Raw genomic sequence first — 16,527 nt, forward strand, 5'->3', positions numbered from 1 at the left:
ATAAAACCTCCCTTTTCTACCTCAAACTTAATTCGACATGGAAATCTAAATTCCTTTTATAATAGAAAAAAAGCTTGGCAAGCGCCAAGCTTTCTCCTTATAATTCTTTACCTTCTACTGGTAGTACGTTTTTCACCGCTTCTATCACTTTCTCATCTTCTGTATCAGATAAGAAGATTGATATAGCCCCTTTATCGTCGCTCGTACGAATTAAACGTCCAATCCCTTGACGAAGACGTAAAATCATATACGGTACATCTACATCCCAGAATGGATCATTTACATGTTTACGCTTCGCTTCAAACACAGGATCGTTTGGAGGGAATGGTAATGACCAAATAATAACATGCGATAATGATGAACCAGGAATATCTAAACCTTCCCATAAATGAACAGCACAAAGTACAGTCTCTTCTTCATTTTGGAAACGAGAAACGAGCTGACTAATTTCTTGATCCCCTTCATATAGGAACGGAACGGACATTTGTTCTTTACTTACATAGTCTTTAAACGCTGCAAGTTCTTGTGTTGTACGGAATAATACAAGTGTACGTCCATTTGTTTTCTGTATATTTTCAAGTGTATATTGACACTTTCTTTCCCATTCATTTTCTTTCGTATGCGATAGTAAGTTTACTGCCATTTGCTCCTCATAATCAAACGGTGAGGCAACTGAGAATGATAAGTAATCTTTTACCCCTAGGCTATTTGCTGTAAATGCGAATGAATCGTTGTTAGATAATGTAGCAGAAGAGAAAATATACGGGATTTTCTTCGAGAATACTTTCTCTTGTAATACTTCTTCAACTGCACGTGGCATAATCACTAACGTGAAGGCTCCATCACCTTCTTCACCCCATGTAATTACATTTTTCTCGTGCATGAACAGACGAAGTGAATGTTCTAATACATCTAAATGTTCATCAACGATATTTAAATCATACGTGTTTACTGTATGCATTTCACTTTCAAATACTAATGCATCACCGACTTCACCAATTTTCGCATAAAGTCTATTCGCTTCAGCTGTTACTTTTTCTGTCACAGTAATTTCTAAACGATCAGAACCGGCGATTTCCTTTTTATTTTCTTGTAACACATCAAAGAATCGCTCTGTTTGCCAAATTGTTTCTTCTACTAAATGTGCAAACTCTTCACGAATATCGTTTTGCAACAATCTTGTTAAAAGTTGCTCCATCATCGTTTGCTTTAAACGATATGTTAAAGCTTTTTGAGCTGCATATTCTACAAGATGTCCTTCATCGAATACAACGCAGCTACTTTCAGGTAATAACGGAATTTGCCCTTCACGCTTACGAGCATCGTACGTCCAAATATGATCCATGTAGAAATCTTGAGAACAAATAATTAAATCTGCCGCTTTACGATAATGTTCACGAGAAAGAGTTTGACCACAACGATGACGAGAATCACAAGTGAAGCAATCTTGGAAGTAATCCCAATTTACTTTTGACCATTCCTCATCATTTAAAAGTGGAAATTCTTTTCTGTCGCCGTAGTGAGTAAAGTTTTGCATCGTACCATGATCGAATACAAACTGTGGTAATTCGTAGTATACATCTTCAATTACTTCTGGAGCTCGTCCACTCATAACATCTTCAAGTTTACGTAAACATAAATAATTATCCATTGATTTCGCAAGTCTAACATCAACAGATAGTCCTAATGCTTCAGATAACTTAGCAATGTCTCCTTCTTCTTTCACAAGCTGCTCAATTAACGTTTCATCAGCACAAGCGATAATAGCTGGTTTTCCAGTATAACGCGCATAGCAAATTGCATATAGAAGATATACAATTGTTTTCCCTGTTCCTACACCCGCTTCTGCGAACATTACTTTCTTTTCTTGGAAAGCACGCTCTAATTGAAACGCCATAAAAATTTGTTCATCACGCTCTTCAAAGCCTTTTTCCGGAAGGATATCGTAAAACACATCTCCAATCCATTCATTCAACTTATCATAAAAATTATCTTGTTTTCCTACTTCAAATGGTAATCTCTTCTCAGTAAACATCCTTAGCCTCCAACCAAAAAGTTTTTCTATAAAAAGATATAGCAACTGCTACTCATATGTGTGCAGCCACTTTCCCCTGTTGCCATACATAGAAATACACGAAAAAAAATTTTCCTTTCGAAAAAGGAAAATTTTTTTCTATATTAATGACTTTAAATACCGTTTATCAATCGCTGTTTCGTGTGAAAGAGCTGACAAATATTCTTCTTGTGCTTTTTGTATTTCTTCTACAATCGTACCTTGGCTATCCACTTCTTTCCCGATCTCATCATACGTACGATGAATAGCTTTTTGAATCATAGATAATTGGAAACTATCCATATCACGTCCTCCTTTACGCATTACATAATAGCCAGTATATGCGCGCTGGAGGAGTTTTATACTATGAATTACGCGGTGGACGTTTTCCGAAGTATTGGTAGTAATCTGTACGGATAAATCCATTAAACAGTTTACGTTTCTTCGATGCATCTTTTCCATAACACTTTTCAAATGCTTCGTAGCTTGTTAATACATACGCTGACCATGTGTCTAATGGGCGGAATACTTGTCCCATTTCTTTGTACAATTGTTCAACGAGTGCTTTTTCACTTAAACGTTCTCCGTATGGAGGATTCGTTACAACATAGCCATAATCCTCTTTTGTCGTGAAATCTTTTACTTGCATTTGTTTAAACGTGATTAAATCACCTAAACCTACTTCTTCAGCGTTGTCTTGAGCAACTCGGATCATACGATGATCGATATCTGATCCAATGATTTGTAGTGGTTGATTATAATTCGCTAAATCTTCAGCTTCTTGACGAGCTTCACGCCAGTTTTGTTTACCAACCCAGCCCCACTCATCTGATGCGAAGCCACGGTTAAATCCTGGTGCAATATTTTGTCCAATTAATGCTGCTTCAATCGGAATTGTACCTGATCCACAGAAAGGATCCACGAAAGGACGATCCGGCTTCCAGTTTGTTAACTTAATTAAAGACGCAGCCAATGTTTCTTTTAATGGGGCTTCCCCTTGATCCATACGGTACCCACGTTTATGAAGTCCAACACCACTTGCATCAATTGTTAATGTTGCAATATCCTTGAGCATTGCGATCTCAATACGGAATAACGGACCATCTTCTTCAAACCAAGTTGTACGTTTATATGTTGTTTTTAATTTTTCAACGACAGCTTTTTTAACGATACGTTGGCAATCTGAAACACTGAACAACTCAGATTTTAACGATTTACCAATTACAGGGAACTCTCCATTCTCTGGAATATAATCTCCCCAGTTTAATGCTTTCGTTTTTTCAAACAGCTCATCAAATGTTGTCGCTTTGAATTCGCCAACTTTAATTTTCACACGGTCCGCAGTACGTAACCATAAGTTCGTGCGACAAATCGCCTTTTCATCTGCTTCAAATGTTACTTTGCTGTTTTCCACTTGGCATTCATAACCAAGATCACGAACTTCTCGGGCAACTAACGCTTCAATACCCATTGCCGCTGTTGCAATTAAAGTAACTTTTCCCATTTGCATTCACCTCTTATGTATAGTTAAACAATAATTAATAGCAATTTGTCCTATTAATCATTACATTTTACGAAGAATTTTCTCATTAACCATTTTAACTCATAATTTATAACTTCATACAAATAAAAAGCCCTCCTCTAACAAAGGAGAGCTGAGTTATTTCATAGTTGGTTCATAACGTTCTGTAAGCCATGTTCTGTTCCTTTGTACTGCAAACGGCCCACGCCTCGTACTCCGGTGGCAATCATCTATCTACAGGTTATACAACCTGTCCTTTCCCATCGTTCATTTCCTTGGAAAAGATTCCCCTACCATTATTTGGGTTTCTCGCTCGTGGGGTTTACCTCGTTCCACTCCTATCATTTCTTCAAGGACTTCGTCACTGTGGCACTTTAAAGGTAGTCAAACCATATCCGAAAGGACTTAGGTTTTTTCCCTGCCGTTAAACCAGCCTTACAGCCAGAATACCCTAGCTTATGAATTGGCTAGGCACGAACACTACAGCCATCTCAGGCCGTGCGAGCATGGACTTTCCTCTACAACGTTGGCGTTGCAGCGATTACCCAAACGTTATGACATCCATTAGTATAGTGGAAACAAAAAGATTTTGCAATGTTTTTTTCTATGTAAAATGCTTTAACCTTTTTACCACTAGAAATTATTCGTATAACTTACTTCCAAATACAGCTTTTTCTAAATTAGATAGACGTTTTAAAATGTCCGTATTCGTATTGTTATATACAGGTTGTGCAACTGGTGTTTGTACAACTGGTTGTTGAGGCACTTGCGTTGCTACTAATTTTTGTTCCTCTAATTCACGCTTTAAACGAGCATTTTGTTGCTTTAATTGATCAAACTCCTTGTGAAAAGCTTCATAGTCTTTAATGATCATATCAAGAAACTTGTCTACTTCTTCTTGTTGATAGCCTCTCATGCCTGTTTTAAATTCTTTTTCTAAAATATCTTTCGCCGTTAATTTAATTTTATCCGAAATCATTTTCTTCACCTCAAATTTTTGCCAAAACTTTCATTACCTAAATTTTTTCAGAAACAATGCCTTTTGTCAATCATATATACGAGTACTATATTACATATTACTCAGCATTATTCCACTGTTCCTCTTCTATTATATCTTGTAAATCAGAAAAAAGAATAAAATAACTGTGATAATTTTCTATTTCTCCTTTTTTCTTTGCTGCTTCTACAATATATTTGGGACTCCCTGGTTTTTCTTCATCATATACAGCTAAAAGTGCATCACTTTTTTCAATAAAAAATTGATTTTTTAATTTAAATTGTTCCGGGCTTTCGTACTTCCGTTTCGTAATACTATCAATATGGTCTGCTTGAGAGAGAATACATTCGTAATATTCACGGTTATCTTCCTTCCAGCTTTCTTCTTGTTCTAAAAACGGAGTAAATACCGCTAATTTTAGATCTGGATATTCTACTTGAATTTCAAAAACAACTTCAGCAGCCCATAATTCGACTCCTAACTGCCCACTTATTATCACCCATTCCAAACCTTCTTCTACAAAAGTAGTTAATTTTCGATGCAATGCTTTTTTTATACATTCCACCCCTGGATGATCATTTTTAAATATACCAAGTTCAAATGGCTTATATCCCGTTACAGCAATAACTTTCATATCAACACTCCAATTACAAAAAAAGAACTAGCATTTCGCTAGTTCTAACATATCATTTACTTTTTAAATATTCCACCAACGTTTGGTCCAATATTCGGACCTACTGGTGATACATTATTCGGTAAGAATGGTGATACATTTGGTCCTGGACCAAATGGAGATATTTGATGTCCAAAATGTCCATGATGCCCATGATGCCCATGACCACATGGTCCACATCCGCCGCCGAATCCTGGATTAACTGGGTCTACCACATTTACATTCGAGTTTGTTTGTGGGAAGAAGTTTTGGTTTTTAATTTGTTGATGGTGTACATGTGTTGTATGCGTTGGGAAAATGTGTGGCACCACCGTTGTTGAAAAAGAGTGTGTTACGCATTGTTTCGTCGGATGAATGACAGGAGCAGTTGTACAAATAGGTCCTACAGGCTTATGCCCTCCAAAACAAGGATGACAATGATGCATAGTTTTTTCTCTCCTCTCTCGTTAAAAAAATCTGACTACACTTTACAATATGAGAAAAGAGAGAAAGCCGTTTGTTATATATACCCATTTATTACAAGGAAATTTGTCTAGCCTTCTGCTTTATACGTAATACTTTTTATAGACAACCCCCAAGATTACTTACCAAAAAAACCTCCAACTTGCTTTACAATACCTGTCACTTGGTTCATCGCATTCATCATTTGTCCAGCTGTATTCATCATTTTATTTACATCATAGTTACCGTCTGAGTTTTTAAATTGGGAAACAAAACTAGAAAATTGACTCGGTTGCTGTTGTTGTTTTTGTTTATTCTGCGTCGGGTACGGTTGTTTTGGTGGATAAAACATCGCTTGTTGATTTCCATAGGGAGATGGTGGTGGCATATAGTATTGTGAATTCATATAAGGTTGCTGCTGTTGATCCATATAGGGCTGCTGCTGTTGATTCGTATAGGGTTGCTGCTGTTGTGGTTGATTCATAAACGACACTTCAAATGGCTGGTAATAATTTTGATTTCCATAATTAGGCTCGAAAGGATACATATTATACCGTAAATATGTATCCGTATTATATTGGTACATATTTTGCTGTGCATATGGATTAGATTGCTGATATACGTTAGATTGTTGAAACATGCATTCTCTCCTCCTTCACATAAGTTTCTACATATATAATATGTACTTGTAAAATAATTTGTGTGACGGAGTATCTGTCTATTTTTGTCGGAAGTTTAAATTTTTAAAAAATTAAAAAAGAAAACCCTTCCATGCTATGATAGTGAAGAAGAAGATTCTCATGGGGGAGGAATCAACATGGTATTAGGGGATTTAAAACAAGCGTTTTCTCAAAAAAAGGGGTATTACACAGAGAATGTAAATGAATTATTAGACTTTGCGAGACATTGGTATCTCGAAGGAAAAATATGCATTTCAGATTACCGAACATTAATAAAAGAATTAGAAATAAACGGTGCAACAAAACCTACAACAATGACAGAAGCATAAAAAAAACAAGAGGGTTTCCCCTCTTGTTACTTACATTGCTCAATTATATTTTGCAAAGTATACGAAATGGCTTGATGTGTTTCAAAGAATCGCTTACCTTTACCTTTATTTACAAAACATTGCAACACATTTGTCTGTAAATTATCGTACACTTGATCAATTTGCTGTACATGTATATACTTCGGTTTTTCTTCCTTAATCCATTTATAAGCTAATTCTTTCCACACTTTTAATTCCTCATCTACCATATCTACAAATGGTTTCATATCCTTATAAAAATCGTACTCAATCATTTCTCTTTTTTTCACATTCGCTTCATTATTATACTGCATGAGTTTTTCTGAAGATTGTATTAATGCTTCATACTTCATTTTATTCCCACCTTATTATGCACTCACTACGACGTTTTGAAATGCCTTCACCCAATTCCCTTTTTCTTCGTGATGCACTAATTTATTTTCCATATGCTCAATATGCATTTCTGTTATTTCTATCTTATTGCATATTTTTTCACCCGTATCCTTCAATGCATGATTCATTCTAATCCCTATATTCATTTCCAGCAAATCGAGAGAACTTAACATTTGATCCATTGCTTTCATTACATCTTCCTTCTGAACCATCGCCATATACAAAACGCCCCCTTCTTTGCTTTTCCTTTGTCATGTAATTTCGCCGAATGACTGCTCACTCCTGCTCACATGACAAAACTAGTTGTTATTCGTCAAAGAAATCATTTTGTATGTCATTTATAGAAATGGTAACAATACAAAAAGGAGGTGTATGAAAATGGCAAAGAACAAAAACGAAAAAAAGAAAAAACAAAACAAACAAAATAAACCCGAGACTGGCAACCCTAAGTTAGACGGTCCAAACTTCCCTGCTACATAAAGTGAAACTTTAATCAGCGGGGGTTTTGTTCATCCCCACTGATTATTAGCCTTCTCAATCGGGCTTTTACGGGCAGTTGATCCACACCTAAATTCTTTGCTTTCACTGAATTTTGAGACGCGGGTCTTACTGCCCGGCAAGTAGCGGGATAAAGTGAAACTTTAGCACTTTTACAAAAAGCTAATTTCTGAAGCATCCTTAATCTCTTATATTCATTACGTTTTGAGATTAAATTCTTAGCATACACGGCAGGATTACTTCACATTAAGAAGTCCCGTCTTCATTTATGAAGACGGGACTTCTTTTTTATTATATCACGAACTCATCCATCCTTTTAACAAAACGATTTACGATAGAAGCAACATAGATTTGCTCCCTCTTTCTTTTATACCATTCTGTTATATCAACTTCACCCTTATACTCTTCCAGTAGAAACAACTCATTTATTTCCATATCTCTACAAAACCAATCTCTCATACTTATTTCCTTATGTGCAACGACAGGATAAACTTCTCTAAGGGCTGGCGTACAAGATTTTCTAGCTTCTCTTACATAATATTCATAATCTGCTCTTGATCCTGTGTGTATAGTTTGCAATGCAAACCTATGGAATAAACTTCTATAATTCGGATGAAACAGTAACTCCGCTAATTTCTGCCCTAGTTCTATACGCTTTTGTAACGTTTCAAATTGATAAACTGAAAAACCATACATCCTCCCTTCAACAGTCGGAAAAATAACAGCACTAATATGAAGCATTTCTTGCAATTTAAAAAGTGCAGTATGGAATACATGTTTTTTAAAATATGCATTCTCAATAACTGGTTTTTGAATTTTATTTTGCTCATTTATAATAAGCGCTGTCATGAGCCTATTTATATCTTTTTTTTCCCAAAAATAAATCCATTCTTTTTCCATAAAAATTGATACGTTAAAATATTGTAACAAATAGAATAGTGGTACCTGCCTCCTCTTACTTTCTTCGTATAACAATAGCTGAGGAAATGCATCTAAAAAAATAATCCAATTCGCCTCTTCATAAGTCAGAAACAAATGTTTTTTTACTGTTTGAGGTAAAACAGTAGCATAATATCTCCCTTTTAAATCAGTCATATTCCATCCCGCATTTCTCGAGACCATACTTGCTAAAAAGGCCCACCTAATTTCACTGTTCCTTACATAATATTCTTGATAAGACTGTGTTCGAGAAATATTGTCCATATTAGCCATTTCTATTTTCCTCTTAATGTTATAAACGATTGTTTTTTCTACGTCTGTACAAACCATATTTTTACGATATTGTTTAATTTTCTCATAATCATTCCATGTAAACATAAATAAGTCATCATACCTTTCTTCAAAAAGGTCACATCTTTTTTCATTTTTTGTTATAATCACCTTTGTAAGTAATTCTTAGCAAGTTGGGAGTGGACACACTATGACCATTCGTTACCCAAACGGAAAACGGTACAATCAAGCTTCACAACCTCATAAAACACCAATTAAAAAACATACTTATAGTAATAGAGGTATGTCCCTTGAAGAGGAATTGAATGAAACAAATGAATATTACTTAACCCATAATATTGCATGTGTACATAAAAAACCTACACCTCTTCAAATTGTAAAAGTAGATTACCCCGCTCGAAGTGCTGCAGTGGTAAAAGAAGCGTATTTTAAACAACCTTCTACAACAGATTACAACGGTGTATACAAAGGGAAATACATCGATTTTGAAGCGAAAGAAACAAAAAATAAAACCAGCTTTCCACTTCAAAACTTCCACCTTCATCAAATTGAACATATGAAGCAAGTAATCGTTCATGATGGAATTGCATTTGTTATTATTAAATTTACACTTTTTGATGAACTTTATTTACTAGATGCAAAACATATTATTGCATTTTGGAATCGTCAAAATACTGGTGGACGGAAATCGATTACGAAAGAAGAAATAGAAGAGCATGGATCTTTATTATCATGCGGTTATCACCCTCGGATTGATTATATCCGTGTACTAGACACGGTTTATTTTTCGTGATAGAGTCATCACTAAGGCTCTTTTTTCGACTTTTGGGGAGAGAATGAAAGGTAGGAGAAAGTATAATGTCAGATAATTATCGTTCTCGTACAGAACGAAATCATGTAAAAAATCAAAATCAAAAGCAAGAAACAAATAAAGAAAAAAAACTAAAGAAAAAAGGCTCCTTTTTTAAAAAATTCCTAATAGGTTGTCTACTTCTTGGTATCGTTGGTCTTATAGCTAGCGTTTCCGCTTTCTTTGTTATGGTGAAGGACGCTCCAAAATTAGACAAATCAAAACTTGTTAATCCTTTATCAACAAAGTTTCTTGATAAGAATGGGAACTTTTTCTATGAATACGGTGCTGAAAAACGAACCCACGTTACGTATGATCAAATTCCAAAGGTAGTTGAAAGTGCATTCCTTGCAACTGAGGATTCACGTTTCTATGATCATAATGGAATTGATTTTAAACGAACTACAAAAGCAGTTATGGAAAATGTCACTGGAGGGTTCGGATCTCAAGGTGGTAGTACGATTACACAACAAGTAGTCAAAAACTATTTTCTAACGATGGACAAAACTGCGAAGAGAAAAGTACAAGAATGGTACCTATCTTACAAATTAGAACAACAATACTCTAAACATGAGATCTTAGAAATGTACTTAAATAAGATTAACTTAGGTAACCGTTCGTACGGTATTGCAACAGCAGCCAAAAAATATTATAACAAAGATTTAAAAGACTTACAGTTACATGAAGCTGCAATGCTTGCAGGTTTACCCCAAGGTCCTAATATTTATGATCCAACAAAAAAAGACAACGTTGAACGAGCTACACAACGTCGTAACGTCGTATTATCATTAATGAATCGACATGGTTATATAACAAAAGATGAAATGAATAACGCAATGAAAATCCCTGTAACTGAGGGTCTTCAACCGGCTTCAGAAGTAACTGAGATGAAGTATCAAGCATTTTTAGATGCTGTTGTAAAAGAAGTTGAAAAAGAATATCCGGATATAAATATCGGTTCAGATGGTTTAACTATTCATACAACACTTGATCAAGACGCTCAAGATTACGCTGATAAAATTATGGATGGCAATCTTATTAAGTATCCGAACGATCAATTCCAAGGATCATTCGTATTTATGGATACACAATCTGGCGAAGTTCGAGCAATTGGAGCTGGGCGTAAAGAAAGTAAGTCTACTTTCAAAGGTCATAATATGGCCATTGATTTAAAACGCCAAGTTGGTTCAACAATGAAACCAATTTTTGACTACGGTCCAGCAATTGAGAATTTACAATGGTCTACATACCATCAATTAAATGACTCAGAGTATACGTATTCCAATGGTAAAAAAATACGAAATGCAACAAATAGTTACAAAGGTGACGTTTCACTACGTGAAGCTTTGAAAAAATCATTAAACATCCCGGCTTTAAAGACAGCCCAAGCGGTTGGCCTTCCTAAGTCACAAGCGTTTGCTGAAGGCTTGGGTATGACATTTAAAGACGGCAAAACATATGAATCAACAGCAATTGGTAGTAACGATAGTTCTCCATTAGAATTAGCAGGGGCGTATGCCGCATTTGGTAATGACGGTGTGTATAACAAGCCGCACTTCGTAAAAGAAGTCATCTTCCCAGACGGGAAAAAGAAAAGCTTTAAACCGAAGGAACAACGTGCAATGCACGACTATACAGCTTACATGGTGACTGACGTTCTTCGTGACGTAGTAAGACCTGGTTCTGGTGGTACAGGTCCAACAGCATACGTTTCAGGTATAGACGTAGCAGGTAAAACAGGAACACAAAACTTTGATGAATCAGTTATAAAAAAATATGGCATCCCAGCTGATGCAAACAGAGATAGCTGGTTCGCTGGATATTCACCGCAATATACAATGGCGGTGTGGACTGGTTACGAAAAAGATAGCCCAGAAAATTACATTGGTGATCGCTCTACTAGAATTGCGCAACAAATGTTCCAAGTAATGATGAGCAAATTCGCTACAGATAAATCTCGTTTCGAACGCCCTTCTTCTGTACAAGTACTAAATGATGAATTGTACGTAAAAGGTGCTAAGAAAGATGCAGTTAAACAAATTAAAGTAGATGCACCTAGTGGTCTTAATGTCACTTTCGATGGTGCTAACACAGTTACACTAAACTGGTCTGGACCAGCAGAAGTTGATGCATATACAGCAAGCTATAAAGCGACTGACGGTTCAAGTGGTAGTTTATCAATAAAAGGTACAACAGCTACTCTTGGTGGTATTAAACCAGGCGTTACTTACAGTTTCTCTGTAGTAGCGAAAAAAGGTACTGGAACAAGCCCTGCAGTTGGTGCATCCTTCACTGCGCCTGGAGGAACTCCAGACGCGAAGAAAGCTGACGAAGAGGCTAAGAAGAAGGCTGACGAAGAAGCTAAGAAAAAAGCTGATGAGGAAGCACAGAAAAAAGCTAATGAAGATAAACTAAAACAAGACGAAGCTAAGAAAAAAACTGATGAAGATCAGCGTAAACAACAAGAGCAACAAGAACAACAGCGTAAACAGCAAGACGAAGCTAAAAAGAAAGCCGATGAAGAGGCTGCTAAAAAGAAAGCCGATGAAGAAGCCGCTAGAAAGAAAGCCGATGAAGAAGCTGCTAGAAAGAAAGCTGAAGAAGAGGCTGCTAGAAAGAAAGCTGAAGAAGAGGCTGCTAGAAAAAAAGCTGAAGAAGAACAACACAAGCAACAAGAACAACAACAAAATACCGGAGGAGATACACCTCACGCAGACGGAAATGCTGTTATAACAGAGTCTTAATACAAAAAAAGAAGTCCTTTCTCTTAACGAGAAAAGGACTTCTTTTTTGTTATCATTTTCTTAACATATAGCTTTTCTATTTCAATATACAACTGCGCTAACTGAATATAGGAATGATAATTATTCGGTTTCTTTATGATGAACGAATATCGCTCTATAAAATTAACTGGTTGTACTTCCAATTTACTCGTATAAGCTTCCATTTCATTCAAACTATGAACAGGTTGCTCATTTAGCCAATATACAATCGATAACAAATGTGCCGCAAAAAGAATCATTGGACCTTCAACTTCTTGCTTATTTCTGTTTCGAAATAGTGTAGCAATGTCTTCATGCTTACTTTTCCATACATTCAACAGTACAAGAATACTATTTTCAATTTCATTCCACGGCTCATATTGTCTTTCAATATCAAATATAAAGTAAGTATTTTGTATTATTTCTTCAAAAGACTGATCTGTATGATACGTAATCGAAGTTACGCTTTCTGTAAAAAATGGTAAGCACCGAAATTCTTTCGGTATTTCTATAACTCGCTCCATCCTTTATTTCCCCTTCATTCGCTTCTTTCCTTCACGACACACTTCTAGTAATCGGCACTCTTCACATTGTGGTCGCTGTGCTTTACAGTGGTAACGCCCAAAGAAAATCATACGATGATGTGTAACGCCCCATTCATCCATCGGAACTTTGTTCATTAATGTCTTTTCTACTTCTAACACCGAATCTTTCCACCTACAAATCGCTAACCGTTTACTCACTCTCTCTACATGCGTATCAACAGCAATCGCTGGAATTCCAAATGCAACCGAAACAACTACATTCGCTGTCTTTCTTCCTACTCCTGGTAATTTCGTCAGCTCGTCACGGTCTTCTGGAACTTTCCCGTTATAATCATCTAGCAACATCTGGCACAATTTTTGAATATTTTTCGCCTTATTTCTAAACAATCCAATGGAACGTATATCTTGTTGTAATTCTTCTAAAGACACGCTTAAATAATCTTCTGGTGTTTTATATTTTTGAAATAAATTTTTCGTCACTTTATTTACAAGTGCATCTGTACATTGTGCAGATAACGCCACGGCGATTACTAATTCAAATGGATTATCATGAATTAATTCACAATGTGCTTCTGGATACATATCCGCCATTGTGTCTAAACAATAGCGGATTTGCGTTTTATTTAACATATACTTCCTCCTACATTACTGCTCCAACCAATTATAAAAAGGCACTTTCCCAGTAAATTTCGTCTCTTGTTTTGTCGTTTGCTGCGTTCGTTGTTGATTTGCTCTAAATTTCCGTCCTTGGTTTTGGGCTTGATCTACTGTTTTAATACCATTCTTTTTCCACTCAAATAAAATACGATCAATATATCGGAAATTAAGCTTACCGCTCATTACAGCTTCCCTGAGGGCCGCTTGAATTAAATTCGGATGATGTTGATCTTGATCTTCCCACATACCCAACGTTTCACATTCAAACGGAGAAAGTGGTCTTCCAAATTCTTTTTCAAATACTGTATATAAATTTACTTGCAGTTGTTTTATTTCTTTTTGTTCTTCCTCTATTGATTCGTTCATTAAGAAATGCAATATTCTTTCCCATAGCGGTTGTAAAGAATAACTTTCACACATCATCGCTTCTGATTTTTGTCCACCTTCTAGTGATAAAAAACCTTTTTGAATCAATGTCTGAATCACTTCCATACATTTCATTTCAGTAATCGTCATCCGTTCTGAAATCTCTGACGGAGTCGGAAACGAATTGCCCGATTCTAAAAATGTGTGTACATGAAGTACAACCATAAATTCCATTTCATTTAACCCTAATTTTTTATAATGCATCATAAGTAATTTTGGAATTGCAATGCTTCCCTGCTCAAACCACTGTAACATCATTTTCTTTTTCATCACCAAACACCTCGCTCTCTAGTATAACACACCTTTCGCTATTTCTTTTTGCCACAATTCGTCAAAAAAACCTTCCCATTATGTAGGAAGGTTTTTTGTATTGCGTTAATAAAATATACAATTAAGCTTGCACTTTACTTTTCATAAACGTATGAATGCGTTCTAATGCTTTCTCGACTTGTTCAAGAGATGTCGCATATGATAAACGAACGTTATTTGGAGCACCAAATCCTGTACCTGGTACAAGAGCCACTTTTTCCTCTTCTAATAGAGCTTTTGCCCAATCATCCACAGTTTCGTATCCTGATAAAGCTACAGCTTCTTTTACATTAGGGAATAAGTAAAATGCACCTTGTGGTTTAATGCAAGTAAAGCCAGGGATTTGAATTAATTTATCATAAATAATGTTTAATCTTTCTTCAAATGCTTGACGCATTGTTTCTACAGGTTCTTGTGAGCCTGCATATGCTGCAATTGCGCCGTATTGAGCGATTGAAGTAGGGTTTGACGTACTATGACTCGCTAAGTTCGTCATCGCTTTAATAAGCTGCTTATTTCCTGCTGCATATCCAATACGCCATCCTGTCATAGAATGAGATTTAGATACACCATTAATAATAAGTGTTTGTTCTTTTAATGCATTAGAAAGCTGGGCAATCGAAGTATATTCTGCTCCACCATAAATTAATTTTTCATAAATTTCATCTGAAACGATTAAAATATCGTGTTCTAAACATATTTCTCCAAGCTGTTGTAATTCCTCTTTGCTATAAATCATTCCTGTTGGATTGCTCGGTGAATTAATAATAACTGCTTTCGTTTTCTCTGTAATTGCCTCACGCAGCTGCTTCGCTGTAATTTTGTACTCATTGTCTTCCAGGCCTTCTACGTAAACTGGCTTACCTCCAGCAAGCTTTACTTGCTCAGGATAACTTACCCAATAAGGAGTTGGGATGATAACTTCATCTCCTTCATCAAGTAACACTTGGAATAATGTATATAATGCATGCTTTGCACCGTTACATACAATAATTTCAGATGGATCATACGCAATTCCTTGATCACGTGTAAACTTCTTCACAATTTCTTGTTTTAACGCTTGTAATCCACCTGTTGGCGTATACTTCGTATGTCCTTCTAACATCGCTTTATGTGCAGCATCCATAATATGTTCTGGCGTATTAAAGTCAGGTTCTCCTGCCCCTAATCCAATTACATCATGACCTTCTGCTTTTAATGCTTGTGCCTTTGCTGTAATTTCTAAAGTTGCAGATGGTGTTAAAGCAGCTACTCGCTTTGCTAATTTCATTTGTAGTTCCCCCTACATCTATTTTTCAATGCTGTAGTGACCAGCATAAGCCCCATTTTGAAACTCTAAATAATAATACGTATAACGATCTTCCTGATCAATATATGTAATTTCCCACAACGGAATATCGTTTTGAGCACCTAATTTTACTTTTATAATTTCTTTTGGCTTTGGCTTTGGCTCATCACCTTTTCCTGTAGCTTGTTCAGCCAACTTTTGCAAAGCTTCTTTTTCAGGAATACCTTCACTCTTTTTCTTCACAAGGACATTCCCTTTTTTATTAGGCACCCAAACAATAATTTGTTCTCCTTTTTCGTCTACACCTTGTACGACTGTATATGAAGAATTTCCATTATAATAATCAACAGATTTTACTTTTGTAAGCTTTGCCTTTTCTTTCGCAATTTCTACAGATTTTGCCTCTTTATGGATTTTCTTTTCCATTGCTTTATTGTAAACATACGCCCCATATATTCCGCTAGCAACGATTACGATAACGATTGCAAAGATCCACTTTTTCATTGTATCACTACGTTCTGTAAATCGTAAATACAGCTATTTCTTTATCTTTTTCGTCTAATGCTAATCCGAACATGAGGTCCTGTTCTTTTAACGTACGATTCAAACTATCAACAATTTTATACAAGTCAGACGAATATTTAATACGCGTCGTTGATAGGACTTCGATTTTCTTATCCATGAAAAAACTCCTCCGTTACACAAAAATTTCTAATTATAGAAGAACGCAATACGGTTACAATAAGAGTACATTCTTTACAACCCCTGCTTCATCACCCATCTATTATAGCAGGACATGTACTGCAAAAAAAGGTTTCAAGTCGAAAACCAATACATTTTGTATACAAGAAGTAAG

The 16,527-nt window shown here is 35.9% G+C and carries 20 protein-coding genes and 1 other RNA gene; 4 read left to right on the forward strand and 17 right to left on the reverse strand.

Annotated features, from left to right (window positions below):
• Positions 1 to 97 precede the first annotated feature (97 nt).
• The 8 genes from QCI46_RS19835 to QCI46_RS19870 all read right to left on the reverse strand — a co-directional run bounded on the left by QCI46_RS19835 (position 98) and on the right by QCI46_RS19870 (position 6,326).
• Positions 98 to 2,035 (reverse strand): ATP-dependent DNA helicase, encoded by a 1,938-nt coding sequence (locus tag QCI46_RS19835; protein ID WP_353841232.1) that lies wholly within the window; start codon positions 2,033 to 2,035, stop codon positions 98 to 100.
• A 138-nt stretch (positions 2,036 to 2,173) separates the two neighbouring features.
• Entirely contained in the window at positions 2,174 to 2,356 is a 183-nt protein-coding gene (locus QCI46_RS19840) for a DUF3921 family protein (protein WP_048543487.1), read from the reverse strand.
• A 61-nt stretch (positions 2,357 to 2,417) separates the two neighbouring features.
• A complete protein-coding gene (locus QCI46_RS19845) occupies positions 2,418 to 3,557 on the reverse strand; it encodes a THUMP domain-containing class I SAM-dependent RNA methyltransferase (RefSeq protein ID WP_000521229.1) in 1,140 nt (379 codons plus the stop codon).
• A gap of 180 nt (positions 3,558 to 3,737) precedes the next feature.
• Positions 3,738 to 4,128, reverse strand: an RNA gene (gene rnpB, locus QCI46_RS19850) — RNase P RNA component class B.
• An 87-nt stretch (positions 4,129 to 4,215) separates the two neighbouring features.
• The gene (gene gpsB, locus QCI46_RS19855) at positions 4,216 to 4,554 is read right to left on the reverse strand and encodes a cell division regulator GpsB (protein WP_000622425.1); all 339 of its coding nucleotides are present in this window, start codon (positions 4,552 to 4,554) and stop codon (positions 4,216 to 4,218) included.
• Between the two features lie 97 nt (positions 4,555 to 4,651).
• Positions 4,652 to 5,206: an SLOG family protein gene (locus QCI46_RS19860; protein ID WP_000862919.1), complete on the reverse strand. Its 555-nt coding sequence runs from the start codon at positions 5,204 to 5,206 to the stop codon at positions 4,652 to 4,654.
• Positions 5,207 to 5,262: 56 nt separating this feature from the next.
• Positions 5,263 to 5,670 (reverse strand): CotD family spore coat protein, encoded by a 408-nt coding sequence (locus QCI46_RS19865; protein WP_353841233.1) that lies wholly within the window; start codon positions 5,668 to 5,670, stop codon positions 5,263 to 5,265.
• A 155-nt stretch (positions 5,671 to 5,825) separates the two neighbouring features.
• Positions 5,826 to 6,326, reverse strand: a complete 501-nt coding sequence (locus QCI46_RS19870) for a YppG family protein (protein WP_353841234.1) — start codon at positions 6,324 to 6,326, stop codon at positions 5,826 to 5,828.
• A 177-nt stretch (positions 6,327 to 6,503) separates the two neighbouring features.
• Between QCI46_RS19870 and QCI46_RS19875 the strand changes: the two genes are divergently transcribed.
• Positions 6,504 to 6,695 (forward strand): YppF family protein, encoded by a 192-nt coding sequence (locus QCI46_RS19875; protein ID WP_000242661.1) that lies wholly within the window; start codon positions 6,504 to 6,506, stop codon positions 6,693 to 6,695.
• A gap of 26 nt (positions 6,696 to 6,721) precedes the next feature.
• Here QCI46_RS19875 and QCI46_RS19880 read toward each other — a convergent pair whose 3' ends face one another.
• Both QCI46_RS19880 and QCI46_RS19885 read right to left on the reverse strand, forming a co-directional pair.
• On the reverse strand, positions 6,722 to 7,066 hold the full coding sequence (locus QCI46_RS19880) for a YppE family protein (RefSeq protein WP_000872967.1): 345 nt from the start codon (positions 7,064 to 7,066) through the stop codon (positions 6,722 to 6,724).
• Between the two features lie 15 nt (positions 7,067 to 7,081).
• Positions 7,082 to 7,324 (reverse strand): hypothetical protein, encoded by a 243-nt coding sequence (locus QCI46_RS19885; protein ID WP_353841235.1) that lies wholly within the window; start codon positions 7,322 to 7,324, stop codon positions 7,082 to 7,084.
• Positions 7,325 to 7,409: 85 nt separating this feature from the next.
• Between QCI46_RS19885 and QCI46_RS19890 the strand changes: the two genes are divergently transcribed.
• Positions 7,410 to 7,586 carry a hypothetical protein gene (locus tag QCI46_RS19890; protein WP_001982922.1) on the forward strand — a complete coding sequence of 59 codons (177 nt, stop codon included), beginning with the start codon at positions 7,410 to 7,412 and terminating at the stop codon, positions 7,584 to 7,586.
• Positions 7,587 to 7,895: 309 nt separating this feature from the next.
• Here QCI46_RS19890 and QCI46_RS19895 read toward each other — a convergent pair whose 3' ends face one another.
• Entirely contained in the window at positions 7,896 to 8,921 is a 1,026-nt protein-coding gene (locus QCI46_RS19895) for a DUF2515 domain-containing protein (protein ID WP_353841236.1), read from the reverse strand.
• 103 nt (positions 8,922 to 9,024) lie between these two features.
• Here QCI46_RS19895 and recU point away from each other — a divergent pair, with 103 nt between their 5' ends.
• Entirely contained in the window at positions 9,025 to 9,627 is a 603-nt protein-coding gene (gene recU, locus QCI46_RS19900; RefSeq protein WP_046958934.1) for a Holliday junction resolvase RecU, read from the forward strand.
• Between the two features lie 65 nt (positions 9,628 to 9,692).
• Positions 9,693 to 12,428 (forward strand): PBP1A family penicillin-binding protein, encoded by a 2,736-nt coding sequence (locus tag QCI46_RS19905; RefSeq protein WP_353841237.1) that lies wholly within the window; start codon positions 9,693 to 9,695, stop codon positions 12,426 to 12,428.
• Positions 12,429 to 12,451: 23 nt separating this feature from the next.
• On the opposite strand, the gene QCI46_RS19910 is transcribed toward QCI46_RS19905, so the two are convergent.
• The 6 genes from QCI46_RS19910 to QCI46_RS19935 all read right to left on the reverse strand — a co-directional run bounded on the left by QCI46_RS19910 (position 12,452) and on the right by QCI46_RS19935 (position 16,353).
• A complete protein-coding gene (locus QCI46_RS19910) occupies positions 12,452 to 12,970 on the reverse strand; it encodes a YpoC family protein (protein ID WP_353841238.1) in 519 nt (172 codons plus the stop codon).
• A 3-nt stretch (positions 12,971 to 12,973) separates the two neighbouring features.
• The gene (gene nth, locus QCI46_RS19915) at positions 12,974 to 13,621 is read right to left on the reverse strand and encodes an endonuclease III (RefSeq protein WP_353841239.1); all 648 of its coding nucleotides are present in this window, start codon (positions 13,619 to 13,621) and stop codon (positions 12,974 to 12,976) included.
• Positions 13,622 to 13,636: 15 nt separating this feature from the next.
• A complete protein-coding gene (gene dnaD / locus QCI46_RS19920; protein ID WP_353841240.1) occupies positions 13,637 to 14,344 on the reverse strand; it encodes a DNA replication protein DnaD in 708 nt (235 codons plus the stop codon).
• Positions 14,345 to 14,465: 121 nt separating this feature from the next.
• Positions 14,466 to 15,653, reverse strand: coding sequence for an aspartate transaminase AspB (gene aspB, locus QCI46_RS19925; RefSeq protein ID WP_088062716.1), 1,188 nt, complete (start codon positions 15,651 to 15,653; stop codon positions 14,466 to 14,468).
• Between the two features lie 18 nt (positions 15,654 to 15,671).
• Positions 15,672 to 16,175 carry a cell wall elongation regulator TseB-like domain-containing protein gene (locus QCI46_RS19930; protein WP_046955209.1) on the reverse strand — a complete coding sequence of 168 codons (504 nt, stop codon included), beginning with the start codon at positions 16,173 to 16,175 and terminating at the stop codon, positions 15,672 to 15,674.
• Between the two features lie 7 nt (positions 16,176 to 16,182).
• Positions 16,183 to 16,353 carry a YpmA family protein gene (locus QCI46_RS19935; protein ID WP_000358351.1) on the reverse strand — a complete coding sequence of 57 codons (171 nt, stop codon included), beginning with the start codon at positions 16,351 to 16,353 and terminating at the stop codon, positions 16,183 to 16,185.
• Positions 16,354 to 16,527: the final 174 nt, after the last annotated feature.

This window comes from Bacillus cereus group sp. RP32, from assembly GCF_040459735.1.
Classification (GTDB): domain Bacteria; phylum Bacillota; class Bacilli; order Bacillales; family Bacillaceae_G; genus Bacillus_A; species Bacillus_A wiedmannii.

Bases quoted from the DNA above. Each gene is read 5' to 3' on its own strand.
- QCI46_RS19905 (WP_353841237.1), top strand. From the start codon at position 9,693: ATGTCAGATAATTATCGTTCTCGTACAGAACGAAATCATGTAAAAAAT.
- QCI46_RS19895 (WP_353841236.1), bottom strand. From the start codon at position 8,921: ATGTTTACATGGAATGATTATGAGAAAATTAAACAATATCGTAAAAAT.
- QCI46_RS19885 (WP_353841235.1), bottom strand. From the start codon at position 7,324: ATGGCGATGGTTCAGAAGGAAGATGTAATGAAAGCAATGGATCAAATG.
- QCI46_RS19935 (WP_000358351.1), bottom strand. From the start codon at position 16,353: ATGGATAAGAAAATCGAAGTCCTATCAACGACGCGTATTAAATATTCG.
- nth (WP_353841239.1), bottom strand. From the start codon at position 13,621: ATGTTAAATAAAACGCAAATCCGCTATTGTTTAGACACAATGGCGGAT.
- QCI46_RS19865 (WP_353841233.1), bottom strand. From the start codon at position 5,670: ATGCATCATTGTCATCCTTGTTTTGGAGGGCATAAGCCTGTAGGACCT.
- gpsB (WP_000622425.1), bottom strand. From the start codon at position 4,554: ATGATTTCGGATAAAATTAAATTAACGGCGAAAGATATTTTAGAAAAA.
- QCI46_RS19840 (WP_048543487.1), bottom strand. From the start codon at position 2,356: ATGGATAGTTTCCAATTATCTATGATTCAAAAAGCTATTCATCGTACG.
- QCI46_RS19835 (WP_353841232.1), bottom strand. From the start codon at position 2,035: ATGTTTACTGAGAAGAGATTACCATTTGAAGTAGGAAAACAAGATAAT.
- QCI46_RS19875 (WP_000242661.1), top strand. From the start codon at position 6,504: ATGGTATTAGGGGATTTAAAACAAGCGTTTTCTCAAAAAAAGGGGTAT.
- QCI46_RS19930 (WP_046955209.1), bottom strand. From the start codon at position 16,175: ATGAAAAAGTGGATCTTTGCAATCGTTATCGTAATCGTTGCTAGCGGA.
- dnaD (WP_353841240.1), bottom strand. From the start codon at position 14,344: ATGAAAAAGAAAATGATGTTACAGTGGTTTGAGCAGGGAAGCATTGCA.
- QCI46_RS19860 (WP_000862919.1), bottom strand. From the start codon at position 5,206: ATGAAAGTTATTGCTGTAACGGGATATAAGCCATTTGAACTTGGTATA.
- QCI46_RS19870 (WP_353841234.1), bottom strand. From the start codon at position 6,326: ATGTTTCAACAATCTAACGTATATCAGCAATCTAATCCATATGCACAG.
- aspB (WP_088062716.1), bottom strand. From the start codon at position 15,653: ATGAAATTAGCAAAGCGAGTAGCTGCTTTAACACCATCTGCAACTTTA.
- recU (WP_046958934.1), top strand. From the start codon at position 9,025: ATGACCATTCGTTACCCAAACGGAAAACGGTACAATCAAGCTTCACAA.
- QCI46_RS19845 (WP_000521229.1), bottom strand. From the start codon at position 3,557: ATGGGAAAAGTTACTTTAATTGCAACAGCGGCAATGGGTATTGAAGCG.
- QCI46_RS19880 (WP_000872967.1), bottom strand. From the start codon at position 7,066: ATGAAGTATGAAGCATTAATACAATCTTCAGAAAAACTCATGCAGTAT.
- QCI46_RS19910 (WP_353841238.1), bottom strand. From the start codon at position 12,970: ATGGAGCGAGTTATAGAAATACCGAAAGAATTTCGGTGCTTACCATTT.